The following is an 11,998-nucleotide window of genomic DNA, read 5'->3' on the forward strand; positions in this document are numbered from 1 at the left end:
TCAGGCGTCGAGGGCGAGCAGGGGCGTGCCGTCCGCCCCGCGGATCTCGATCTTCTGGATGTTGTCGCGCCGGAACTGGCTGTGCGCCTTGAGCTCGTACTCGTCGCCGGCGCCGGCGGTCCACGAGTCGAGCTCCTCGGGTTCGCCGGACTTCGGCACGACGTAGAGCTTGTACGTCCACTTGCCGTAGCCACCGCCGGGCTTGTAGGCGCACCGCATCCGCACGAGGGTGCCGTCGTCGAGCCCTTCGATCGCAAGGCTGGCGGTCACCGGTACCGTAGCCGCGACCTCCTGCATGGCCACGAAATCGGGCTGTCCGAGCCCCGCGGACCGCACCCCGAGCACGGCGAGCACGCCCAGGCAGGCGGCGACGAGCGCCGTCCCCGCGGTCTGCCAGCGACGGCGGCGCCGCTCGGTGCGCCGGCTGTGCCGCGCCCGGTCGAGCACCCGCGGCAGCAGCGGATCAGCCCACGAAGCATCGGCCGGCGAAGGAACGGCGGACGGACCGGCCCACGAAGACGAAGGCGAAGACGCGACCGACGGACCGGCCCACGAAAGGTCCGAAGACGAGGACGAAGACGAGGACGAGGACGAAGACGAGGACGGCGGCACAGCCGAGGGACCGGCCCACGAAGCGACGCCAGGATCAAGCTTGCCGAGCAGCTCCGGCAGGTCGCCGAACTCCGCCACCTCCGCCTGGCACTCCGCACAGCTCGCCAGGTGCCGCTCATACGTGTCGCGCTCCTCGGGCGACAGCGCCCCGAGCACGTACACGGCCGAGTCATGGAGGTGTTCACACCTCATTGCCCACCCCCAACTCCTCCAGGACGACCTTCAGCGAACGCAGTGCGTAGTAGGTCCGCGACTTGACGGTGCCCGGGGGCACGCCCAGTCGTTCGGCCGCCTCGGCGACCGAGCGTCCCTGGTAGAAGCACTCCACCAGGACCTCGCGGTGCGGTCGGGAAAGCCGGTTCAGTGCCTCCGCCAGGACCCAGGACTCCACCGCGCGCTCGGTCTCGTCGACCGCGACCGGAGCCTCCGGCAGCTGGTCGGTGAAGACCTCGCCGACCCGCGCGGAGCGTCGCCGCCACGCGTCGATGGCAAGGTTCCGAGCGGTGGTGAAGAGCCAGGCCCGCACCGAGCCGCGCGCCGGGTCGAGCGCCTCCGGGTGTTGCCAGGCCCGCAGCAGGGTCTCCTGCACGAGGTCCTCGGCCCGTTGACGGTCTCCGCCGGTCATTCGCAGCGCGTGGGCGAGCAGCGCGTCTCCGTGCTCCTTGTGGAGCGCCTTCAGCAGCAGGTCAGCATCGTCTGTACTCACGCTTTGGCACTATCCGCATCCCTTCCACTGGCTTCTACGCACTAATACGCACAGCGGTTCAAGGTGGCGTCACATGTCATTCACCCGACATCCCTAGGGTCGCGTGTCATCCCCCGTCGCTGATCAGGATCAGGAGCCCGTAATGTCGGATACCCATCGCCGGCCGTTACCGTTCATCGGCGCGGCCAACGTGACGCACGGCGGCCGTGACCGAATGACCTGCCTGTACCGCTGTGGCAACGCCTGCGAGCACCCGGTGCCGAACCAGTCCGACAACCCGTACTTCACCGACCAGGTGAACGCGGTGTCGCGGCGGGGCGTCATGCGCGCCGGCGCGCTGGTGCTGGGCCTGGCCGGGGCGGGAGCCGCCGTCGGGACGCCCGCGTTCGCCGCGCCGGCTGGGGAGGCCGTCGAGCCTGACGTGGTGGTGCCCGAGGTCGACACGTTCGCGGCGAAGAGCCCCGAGCCGTCGCAGCTGACGTTCAAGGCGGTCACGCCCAACCAGGTCGACGGCATCGTCGTCCCCAACGGGTACGACCACGCCGTCGTCATCAAGTGGGGCGACGAGGTCGTGCCGGGCGCGCCGCGGTTCAACGTCGCGAAGCAGTCCGCCGACGCGCAGTCGAAGCAGTTCGGCTACAACAACGACTTCGTCGCGGTGCTGCCGCTGGACCGCCGGGGCGAGCGGGCGCTGCTCGTGTGCAACCACGAGTACACCAACGAAGACCTGATGTTCCCGAACTTCCCGGGCATCGACGGGCTGTCGGTCGAGCAGCTGCGCACCGCGATGGCGGCGCACGGCATGTCGGTGGTCGAGCTGGAGCGGGTCGGCGACTCGGGTCGCTGGACCCCGGTGTCGCGCGGGTCGCGGCGGTACAACCGCCGGATCACCGCACTGGCGACGCACTTCAAGATGACCGGCCCCGCGGCCGGCCACGCCCTGCTGAAGACCGCGGCGGACCCGTCGGGCCGCGACGTCATCGGCACGCTCAACAACTGCGCCGGCGGCGTGACCCCGTGGGGCACGATCCTGTCGGGCGAGGAGAACTTCAACCAGTACTTCGTCGGCGCCGAGACCGCCGTCGAGCCGGCGAAGACCCGGTTCAACCGGTACGGCATCGACACGGTCAACCACTACCCGTCGGGCAGCCGCAAGTGGGACCGCGCCGACGCCCGCTTCGACCTGACGAAGAACCCGAACGAGGCCAACCGCTTCGGCTGGGTCGTCGAGATCGACCCGTTCACGCCAGGCTCCACCCCGCGCAAGCACACCGCGCTGGGCCGCGTGAAGCACGAGGGCGCCAACATCATCATCGCCAGGAACGGCAAGGCCGTGGCGTACATGGGCGACGACGAGCGTTTCGACTACCTGTACAAGTTCGTGTCGGACAAGAAGTTCGACAGCGGGAAGTCCTACTTCGCCCGCCGGCACAACCTGACGCTGCTGGAGTCGGGTTCGCTGTACGTGGCGAAGCTCGGCTTCACGTCGGCGGCGGAGATCGACGGCAGTGGCAAGCTGCCCGCCGACGGCGCGTTCAACGGCACCGGCGAGTGGGTCGCGCTGGTCAAGGACGGCAAGTCGCAGGTCCCCGGCATGTCGGTCGAGGAGGTGCTGATCTTCACGCGCCTCGCGGGTGACGCGGTCGGCGCGACCAAGATGGACCGCCCCGAGGACGTCGAGCCCAACCCGAAGACCGGCAAGATCTACGTCGCGCTGACGAACAACACCGCGCGCGGCCCGGCCGGCAAGGCGCCCGCCGACGAGGCGAACCCGCGCACGAACAACAAGCATGGCCACATCTTCGAGATCACCGAGGACCAGGGCGACCACACGGGCACGACGTTCACCTGGACGATCCCGATCGTCTGCGGTGACCCGAAGGACCCGGCGACCTACTTCATGGGCTTCGACAAGGCCCAGGTGTCGCCGATCTCCTGTCCCGACAACGTCGCGTTCGACGGCGCCGGCAACCTGTGGATCTCCACGGACGGCAACGCGCTCGGCACCAACGACGGCCTGTTCGCGGTGCCGCTCGAGGGTCCGGAGAAGGGCCACCTGAAGCAGTTCCTGACGGTGCCCTACGGCGCCGAGACCTGCGGCCCGTGGATCCACGGCGACAACAAGAGCGCGTTCGTCGCGGTGCAGCACCCGGGTGAGATCACCGGCGCCTCGATCGAGAAGCCGGCGTCGAACTGGCCCGACGGCGACTTCGCCAAGCCGGGCGTCGCGGTGGCGTGGCGGGTGGACGGCCGCAACATCGGCGTCTGAGCCGTATCTCTGTGGCGGGTGTCTCCCCTGTACGAGGGGGAGGCACCCGCTTCACTGTTCGGCCAGGACCGTCGCCAGGTGGTGCGCGGTGGCCAGCAGGCGGGTCCGCACGACCTTCGCCGATGACATCAGCTCGGCGGGCGGCAGCGCGCACGCCAGCACGACCCGGCGGTCGGGGTCGCGGTCGTTGACGACCATGACGGCCGCGCAGGCGAGGCCCTGGCGGAACTGGCCGATCTCGATCTGCATGCCGCGGCGGTCGCCGGCGGCGAGGTCGGAGTCGAGCGCCTCGGGCGAGGTCAGCGTCGCCGAGGTGTAGGCGCGCATCCCGTACTCCTTCAGGAACCGCCACCGCTGGTCGGCGCTCATCGTCGCGAGCAGCGCCTTGCCCAGCGCGGTCGCGTGCGCGGCCTCGTCGTAGCCGGGCACCAGGTCGTCGAGCGGCGGCGTCCGCGGGCCCTCGGCAGCGGCCGTCACGGCGATCCTGCCGCCGATGAAGCGCCCCAGGTAGTGGCTGTACCCCGTCTCGGCGGCGGCGCGGCGCAGCCGGTCCGTGACGGCGCTGGGCCCCCGGAACGCGAGCACCAGCTCCCGGTAGCGGTCGGCGATCTCCAGGCCGACCACGTAGGTGCCGTTCTCGCGGCGGATGACGTAGCCCTCGTACGCGAGGGTGCGCACCAGGTGATAGGTAGTAGCGACCGTGAAGTCACATCGCCTGGCGATCTGCTTCACGGTGAGGCCGCGTGGTGACTGACCCACGGCCTCCAAGACTCGTAGTGCCCTCGAAACGCTCCGGATGAGGTCCGAGGGTTCGGCCTGTGGATCCCGCACCGCCGCCCTCCCCAGCCGCAGCAGTAACTGGATTCACACCATATGAAACTGGAGCGGGTCCAGGGAACACTTTGATCATTTCTGGAGCCAGGTCAGGGAATCCGGCGGCTCTACACATAGCGATGAATAGCCCATTCTGGACATGGGTCATGTGCAGTCACGTTGTCGACACGCCGTGTAGCGTGAGTAATGCTCAGGCCGCGACCGTGGCATCTGTGGAAGTAATGGGTGCGCGCTTGAGTAACCGTCGCGCGAGTTCCGCCAAGCCGCTCCTGGCTGTCATCACGCCGTTGCGAGTTGTTGCGGGGGCAGGTACCGGCGCCAGGTCGCTATGAGCAATATGGCTGGACATGCCGAAGCCCCGGTGCGGTCGTCGTGACCGCCCCGGGGCTTCGGAAAGGATCAGTTGGTGCGGTCGGCGATGAAGTCGCAGAGCGACTCGAGGGCCGCGCGCGCCGGCACGTGCGGCAGCGGGGCCAGGGACGCCCGTGCGCGGTCGGCATAGCCACGGACGGTCTCGCGGGCCTGCTTCAGCGCCGCGGACTCCCGGAGCAGCCCCAGCGCCTCCGCGTGCAGCGCGTCGTCGGTGACCGGCCCCGCGGACAGGATCTCGCGGAGGCGGATCGACGCGGCGTCGCCGTCACCGGAGGCCAGCGCGTAGAGCACCGGCAGGGTCGGCACGCCCTCGCGGAGGTCGGTGCCGGGCGTCTTGCCCGACTGGGTGCTCTCGCTGGCGATGTCGATCAGGTCGTCGGACAGCTGGAAGGCGATGCCGAAGGTCTCCGCGAAGGTCGCGAGCGCCTCGATCTCCTCCTCGCTGCAGCCGCCGAACATGCCGCCGAAGCGGGCGCTGGTCGAGATCAGCGAGCCGGTCTTCTGCGAGATGACCCGCAGGTAGTGCGAGATCGCGTCCTCGCCGTGCATCGGGCCGGCGGTCTCGGCGACCTGGCCGTGCACGAGGCGGGAGAACGTGCTCGACTGGATCTTGACCGCCTCGAGGCCGAGCTCGGTGGCGCACGCGGCGGCACGGGCGAAGAGGTAGTCGCCGATCAGGATCGCCAGGGAGTTGCCCCAGCGCGAGTTCGCACTGGGCGCGCCGCGGCGCACGTCCGCCTCGTCCATGACATCGTCGTGGTAGAGCGTGGCGAGGTGGGTCAGCTCGACCACCGCGCCGGCCATCACGACGTCGCGCGAGCTCGGGTCGCCGAAGTGCGCGGCGAGCGCCACGAGCAGCGGGCGGAAGCGCTTGCCGCCCGCGTTGACCAGGTGGCGGGCCGCCTCGGTCACCAGCGGGTTGGCGCTGTCGACGGAGTCGATCAGCACCGTCTCGACGTCCTTGAGGATCGCCATGACGCTGCTTTCCAACGCCGGATCGGCGAAAGTCAGGCCGACAGACGCACCCGATTGCACGGTTCCCGTACTCACCACAGCTCCAACGATGCCATAGCCTGTCCGATCAGCTTGCGGCGCCCTTCATACAGCGACGTCCCCACGTGGTTGGCCACGGGGGACGTCACGGTGTGCGGGGCTATTTTCCGAAGAATGCCCCGGCGTGCTCGGTCGCATCGAGCAGCACGCTCGGGGCGACACCAAGCACCAAGGTCGCGACGGTCCCGATGACCAGCGCCGCTGCCGTCATCGCGCCCGGGATCGACACCGCAGGGGTGGTCTCGCCCGGCTCCGACAGCCACATCATGACGACCACCCGCAGATAGGGGAAGGCCAGAATGGCGCTGCTCACCACGCCGGCGATCACCAGCCACGTCTGGCCGGCGTCGATGGCGGAGGCGAAGACGCCGAACTTCGCGGTGAAACCGCTGGTCAGCGGCAGTCCGGCGAAGGCCAGCAGGATGAACGTGAAGAGCGTCGCATACAGCGGCGAACGCTTCCCGAGCCCGGCCCAGCGGGACAGGTGGGTCGCCTCGCCGTCGGCGTCGCGGACCAGGGTCACCACGGCGAACGCGGCGAGCACCGTGAAGCCGTAGGCGACCAGGTAGAACATCGAGCTGGAGACGCCCTTGCTGAACGCGAGGACACCGACGAGCAGGTAGCCGGCGTTGGCGATCGACGAGTAGGCGAGGAGGCGCTTGATGTCGGTCTGCGTGACGGCCAGGATCGCGCCGACGAGCATCGTGATGACCGCCACGGTGCCGAGCACGTCCTGCAGCGCCCACTCGGTGCGGGAGAAGCCGACGTTGACCAGCCGCAGCAGACCGCCGAACGCGGCCACCTTGGTGCAGGCCGCCATGAGCGCGGTGACCGGGGTCGGCGCGCCCTGGTAGACGTCCGGGGTCCACACGTGGAACGGGACCGCGGCGGCCTTGAAGAGCAGGCCGATCGACAGCATCGCCAGGCCGACGTAGAGCAGGATGTCGTCGTTGGCGGAGCTCTGGATCGCGGTGTCGATCGCCTTGAAGTCGACCTGGCCGGCGTACCCGTAGATCAGCGCGATGCCGAAGAGGAAGAACGCCGAGGCGAACGAGCCGAGCAGGAAGTACTTGAGCGCGGCCTCCTGCGAGAGCAGCCGCCGGCGGCGGGCGAGGGCGCACAGCAGGTACAGCGGCAGCGAGAAGACCTCGAGCGCCACGAACATGACCAGCAGGTCGTTGGCGGTGCAGAAGAGCAGCATGCCGCCGAACGCGAACATCGCCAGCGGGAAGACCTCGGTGGCGCCGGCGGTGCGGGTGGCCTGGTCGCGGTCGGCGTCCGTGTTGGCGGTGACCGCGGCCTGCGCGACGAACGCGCCGCCGGTCTCCAGCGTCCGCTCCCCGATCAGCAGCAGCGACACGATGCCGAGGACGATCACCGACGCCGACAGGAACAGGCCCGGCTTGTCGATGGCGACCGCGGTGTGCGCCGTGAGCACCTCCTTGCTGCCCTGGTTGATCACCATGACGAGCGCGGCGACCATGCCGAGCAGCGACAGCGACAGCTGCACGGTGTGCCTGATCCGCCGGGGTACGAAGCCCTCGACGAGCACGCCGACGCACGCGACGCCGAAGAGGATCAGCATCGGCGACAGCGCCGCGTAATCCAGGTGCGGCAGTTGGAGTTTGTCGTTCACTTGCCGGCCTCCACGGTGCCTGCGGTGGCTTTCGGGTCGGTGACGTGCATGTCCGTCATCGTCGCCTTGACCGCCGGGTTGATCACGTCGATGACCGGCTTCGGGTAGAAGCCGAGCACCAGGATCAGCACGATCAGCGGCGTGACGACGACGGCCTCACGCAGCGACAGGTCGCGGGTCATCGCCTTGATCTCGAGCAGCTTCGGGTTCGTGGTGCCCTGCGTGGTGCGCTGGATCATCCAGAGCACGTAGCCGGCGGCCAGGATGATGCCGGCGGTGGCGATGACGGCCACCGTCTTGTTCACCGTGAACGTGCCGATCAGCACCAGGAACTCGGAGACGAACGGCGAGGTGCCGGGCAGTGCGAGCGAGGCGAGACCGGCGATGAAGAAGACGCCGGCGAGGACCGGCACGAGCTTGCCGGCGCCGCCGAAGTCGCTCACCAGGGCGCTGCCGCGCCGGCTGACCAGCATGCCGACGACCAGGAAGAGCAGGCCGGTCGCGAGGCCGTGGTTGACCATGTACAGCACGGCGCCGGTGCCCGCCTGGGTGGTGAAGGCGAAGATGCCGATGCCGATGAAGCCGAAGTGGGCGATCGACGTGTAGGAGACCAGCCGCTTCAGGTCCTGCTGACCGATCGCCACCAGCGCGCCGTACACGATGCCGACCAGCGCGAGCGTCAGCCCCAGCCAGGCGAAGTACTTCGAGGCGTTGGGGAACAGCGGCAGGCAGTAGCGCAGGATGCCGAACGTGCCGACCTTGTCCATGACGCCGACGAGCAGCGCCGCCGAGCCGGCCTGCGCGGCGCCACCGGCGTCGGGCAGCCAGGTGTGGAACGGGAAGAACGGCGCCTTGATCGCGAACGCGAGGAAGAAGCCGAGGAACAGCCACCGCTCGGCGGTGACGCTGAAGTCCGCGGACACCAGCGTCTGCCAGTCGAAGGTGTGCCCGCCCAGCACCCACAGCCCGACCACGGCGGCGAGCATGAACAGGCCGCCGACGAGGGAGTACAGGAAGAACTTGACGGCCGCGTACTGCTTCTGGTGCCCACCGTAGGAGCCGATGAGGAAGTACATCGGCACGAGCATGACCTCGAAGAACACGTAGAACAGGAACACGTCCTGCGCGGCGAAGACGCCGATCATCGTGGATTCGAGGGCCAGCAGCAGCGCGAAGTACGCCGGCACCGACCGCTTGCTCTTGTCGGCGTCGTGCCACGAGGCGAGCACGACCAGCGGCACCAGCAGCGCGATCAGCGCGACCATCACCAGGGCGATGCCGTCGACCGCGAACGTGAACTTGGCGCCCCACTGCGGGATCCAGGTGTACGACTCGCGGAACTGGAACCGGTCGCCGTCGGGCTTGAACTGCAGCCACAGCCCGACGGTCAGCGCCAGGATCAGCAGCGACCAGCCGAACGCGGCGCGTTTGGCCAGCTCCGGCTTGTCCTTCGGCAGGAACGCGATCCCGGCGGCGCCGACGAGCGGCGCGACCGTGAGCACGGTCAGGTACGGAAAGGAGCTCATCCGAACGTCACCGCCAGCATGGCGGCCACCACGAGCACCGCGCCTCCAAGGATGGACAGGGCATAGGAGCGCACGAAACCGGTCTGCGCCCGGCGGAGCCGGCCGGAGCCGCCGCCCACACCCGCGGCGAGGCCGTTGACCAGCCCGTCGATGCCGCGGTTGTCGAGGTAGACCAGCGCGCGGGTCAGGTAGCGGCCGGGCGCCTCGAAGACCGCCTCGTTGAACGAGTCGGTGTAGAGGTTCTTGCGGGCCGCGGTGACCAGCACGCCGGCCGGCTGCTCCTGCAGGGCGGTGCCCTTGTTGAACAGCGCGATGGCCAGGCCGGCACCGAGCACCGTGACGAGCAGCGAGAGCCAGGTGACGGCGTCATGGCCGAGTGCGCCGTGGACCGCCTCCTCCTTCTCCGTGCCGTAGACCGGCGTCAGCCAGTCCGGCACCGAGCCCTTCAGCAGGTAGCCGGCGCCGACTGAACCGACGGCCAGCAGGATCAGCGGAATCGTCATGATGGCGGGCGACTCGTGCGGGTGGTGGATGTCGTCGGTCCAGCGCTTCGGGCCGTGGAACGTCAGCCAGAACAGCCGGGTCATGTAGAAGGCCGTCAGCCCGGCGCCGAGCATCGCCGCGCCACCGAAGACCCAGCCCTGCCAGCCCTCACGCTCGAAGGCCGCCGCGATGATCGGCTCCTTCGAGAAGTAGCCGGACAGGAACGGGAAGCCGATGATGGCAAGCCAGCCGAGGCCGAACGTGACCCAGGTGATCTTCATGTACTTCCACAGTCCGCCGAAGCGACGGATGTCGGTCTGGTCGTGCATGCCGTGCATGACCGAACCGGCGCCGAGGAACATGCCGGCCTTGAAGAAGCCGTGGGCGAGCAGGTGGATCAGGGCCAGGCCGTACGCCGCACCACCGAGACCGACGGCGAGGAACATGTAGCCGATCTGGCTGACCGTCGACCAGGCAAGGACCCGCTTGATGTCGTCCTTGGCGGTGCCGATGATGCAGCCAATCAGCAGCGTCAGCGCGCCGACCGCGACCACGATCAGCTGCGCCGTCTCGCTGGCGTCGAAGATCGCGTGCGACCGGGCGACCAGGTAGACGCCGGCGGTGACCATCGTGGCGGCGTGGATGAGCGCCGACACCGGGGTCGGGCCCTCCATGGCGTCCGGGAGCCAGGCCTGCAGCGGGAACTGGCCGGACTTGCCGGCCGCGCCGAGCAGCAGCAGGAGCGCCATCGTCAGGATCACGCCGCCGCTGAGCTTGTCGACGTTGTTGAAGACCTCGGCGTAGTCGACCGTGCCGAGGTAGGCGAACATCATGAAGATGGCGATCGCGAAACCGGCGTCACCGACGCGGTTCATCAGGAACGCCTTCTTACCGGCGGTCGCCGCGCTCGGGCGCAGGTACCAGAACGAGATCAGCAGGTAGGACGCGAGACCGACGCCCTCCCAGCCGAAGTAGAGCATCACGTAGTTGTTGCCGAGGACCAGCAGCAGCATCGCCGCGACGAACAGGTTGAAGTAGCCGAAGAACTTCCGGCGACCCGGGTCGTGGTCCATGTAGCCCACCGCGTACAGGTGGATCAGCGAACCGACACCCGTGATCAGCAGGACGAACATCGCCGACAGCGGGTCGAACAGCAGACCCAGCTCGACCTTGAAGTCCCCGACGCCGATGTAGTCCCACAGCTTCAGCTCGACGCCGCTGCGGTTCTCCAGCCCGCGGAGCGTGAAGAAGTAGGTCAGTCCCAGCACGAAGGACGTGGCGACGCTGAGCACGCCGAGCCAGTGTCCCCAACGGTCGGCGCGCTTGCCGAGCAGCAGCAGCACCGCCGCGCTCGCCAGCGGGATCGCGACGAGCAGCCAGAACGAGCCCAGCCACCCGGACGCCGCCGTGTAGGCGATTTGTTCCACAACCCGCTCCCTAGTACTTCAGCAGGTTCGCGTCGTCGACGCTTGCGGAGCGTCGAGTCCGGAAGATCGACATGATGATCGCCAGGCCGACGACGACCTCGGCCGCCGCGACGACCATGACGAAGAACGCCATGATCTGGCCGTCGAGCGAGCCGTTGATCCGGCTGAACGTGACCAGCGCGAGGTTGGCCGCGTTGAGCATGAGCTCGATGCACATGAACAGCACGATGGCGTTGCGCCGGATGAGCACACCCACCGCGCCGATCGTGAACAGGATCGACGCCAGCACGATGTAGTACGTCGGTGTCACTTTTCGGTCCCCTTCGGTGCGACGTCTGCCGACGTCAACTCCCGGGTCGGGAGGATCTTGGAGATGCTGCGGTCCGACGGGGTGCCGTCGGGCAGCCGCGCGGGCGTCGCCACCGAGTCGGAGGTGGCGAACACGCCCGGGCCGGGCTTCGGCGCGGGGTAGTTGCCCGGCCGGAACCGGGCGAGCATCCGCTCCGGCTGGCCGACCTTGTCTTCCTTGCGCTTCTCGATGTGCGCCAGGATCATCGCGCCCACCGCCGCCGTGATCAGCAGCGCCGAGGTCACCTCGAAGACGAACACGTACTTGGTGAAGATGAGGCTGGCCAGGCCGGTCACGTTGCCGGCCGCGTTCGCCTCGGCCAGCCCCTTCGGGGCGCTCCCGCCGAGCGCGCGGTACAGCCCCATACCCATCAGCAGGGCCAGCCCGACGCCGAGCAGGATCGCCACCATCCGCTGGCCGCGCAACGTCTCGATCAGCGAGTCCGAGGAGTCGCGGCCGACGAGCATCAGCACGAACAGGAACAGCATCATGATGGCGCCGGTGTAGACGATGATCTGCACCATGCCGATGAACGGGCCGGCCTGCAGGACGTAGAACACGCCCAGGCACAGCATCGTGATCACCAGGAACAGCGCGGAGTGCACCGCGTTGCGCGCCCAGACCATGCCGATGGCGCCGAGGACCGCGATCGGGGCGAGGATCCAGAAGGTGGCGGCCTCGCCGCCCTTCACGTCACCCGCGGCGGCCAGCAGGTTCAGGGCTTCCAGGGA

The 11,998-nt window shown here is 68.7% G+C and carries 10 protein-coding genes; 1 reads left to right on the plus strand and 9 read right to left on the minus strand.

Going from position 1 to position 11,998, the window contains the following annotated elements:
• Entirely contained in the window at positions 1–774 is a 774-nt protein-coding gene (locus ACQEVZ_RS25410) for an anti-sigma factor family protein (protein WP_433370784.1), read from the minus strand.
• A 19-nt stretch (positions 775–793) separates the two neighbouring features.
• Positions 794–1,318, minus strand: coding sequence for a sigma-70 family RNA polymerase sigma factor (locus ACQEVZ_RS25415; protein WP_344509041.1), 525 nt, complete (start codon positions 1,316–1,318; stop codon positions 794–796).
• A gap of 142 nt (positions 1,319–1,460) precedes the next feature.
• On the opposite strand from ACQEVZ_RS25415, the gene ACQEVZ_RS25420 reads away from it, so the two are divergent.
• The gene (locus ACQEVZ_RS25420; protein ID WP_433370787.1) at positions 1,461–3,587 is read left to right on the plus strand and encodes a PhoX family protein; all 2,127 of its coding nucleotides are present in this window, start codon (positions 1,461–1,463) and stop codon (positions 3,585–3,587) included.
• Positions 3,588–3,638: 51 nt separating this feature from the next.
• Here ACQEVZ_RS25420 and ACQEVZ_RS25425 read toward each other — a convergent pair whose 3' ends face one another.
• The 7 genes from ACQEVZ_RS25425 to ACQEVZ_RS25455 all read right to left on the minus strand — a co-directional run bounded on the left by ACQEVZ_RS25425 (position 3,639) and on the right by ACQEVZ_RS25455 (position 11,995).
• A complete protein-coding gene (locus ACQEVZ_RS25425; RefSeq protein ID WP_344509037.1) occupies positions 3,639–4,418 on the minus strand; it encodes an IclR family transcriptional regulator in 780 nt (259 codons plus the stop codon).
• 402 nt (positions 4,419–4,820) lie between these two features.
• Positions 4,821–5,768: a polyprenyl synthetase family protein gene (locus tag ACQEVZ_RS25430; RefSeq protein ID WP_433370791.1), complete on the minus strand. Its 948-nt coding sequence runs from the start codon at positions 5,766–5,768 to the stop codon at positions 4,821–4,823.
• A 178-nt stretch (positions 5,769–5,946) separates the two neighbouring features.
• A complete protein-coding gene (nuoN, locus tag ACQEVZ_RS25435; RefSeq protein WP_344509033.1) occupies positions 5,947–7,482 on the minus strand; it encodes an NADH-quinone oxidoreductase subunit NuoN in 1,536 nt (511 codons plus the stop codon).
• Positions 7,479–9,008, minus strand: a complete 1,530-nt coding sequence (locus ACQEVZ_RS25440; RefSeq protein ID WP_433370794.1) for an NADH-quinone oxidoreductase subunit M — start codon at positions 9,006–9,008, stop codon at positions 7,479–7,481. The genes nuoN and ACQEVZ_RS25440 overlap by 4 nt, the downstream gene beginning before the upstream one ends.
• Positions 9,005–10,918 (minus strand): NADH-quinone oxidoreductase subunit L, encoded by a 1,914-nt coding sequence (nuoL, locus tag ACQEVZ_RS25445; RefSeq protein WP_433370797.1) that lies wholly within the window; start codon positions 10,916–10,918, stop codon positions 9,005–9,007. Before nuoL ends, ACQEVZ_RS25440 begins: the two co-directional genes overlap by 4 nt.
• 10 nt (positions 10,919–10,928) lie before the next feature.
• Entirely contained in the window at positions 10,929–11,228 is a 300-nt protein-coding gene (gene nuoK / locus ACQEVZ_RS25450; protein ID WP_344509027.1) for an NADH-quinone oxidoreductase subunit NuoK, read from the minus strand.
• Positions 11,225–11,995, minus strand: a complete 771-nt coding sequence (locus ACQEVZ_RS25455; protein ID WP_433376970.1) for an NADH-quinone oxidoreductase subunit J — start codon at positions 11,993–11,995, stop codon at positions 11,225–11,227. The genes nuoK and ACQEVZ_RS25455 overlap by 4 nt, the downstream gene beginning before the upstream one ends.
• Positions 11,996–11,998 lie beyond the last annotated feature (3 nt).

This window comes from Dactylosporangium sp. CA-152071, from assembly GCF_050936335.1.
In the GTDB taxonomy this organism is placed as follows: Bacteria; Actinomycetota; Actinomycetes; order Mycobacteriales; family Micromonosporaceae; genus Dactylosporangium; species Dactylosporangium maewongense.

What these genes read in the sequence shown, in the direction of transcription:
- ACQEVZ_RS25430 (WP_433370791.1), bottom strand. Translation starts at nt 5,768, where the DNA reads ATGGCGATCCTCAAGGACGTCGAGACGGTGCTGATCGACTCCGTCGAC.
- ACQEVZ_RS25420 (WP_433370787.1), top strand. Translation starts at nt 1,461, where the DNA reads ATGTCGGATACCCATCGCCGGCCGTTACCGTTCATCGGCGCGGCCAAC.
- ACQEVZ_RS25440 (WP_433370794.1), bottom strand. Translation starts at nt 9,008, where the DNA reads ATGAGCTCCTTTCCGTACCTGACCGTGCTCACGGTCGCGCCGCTCGTC.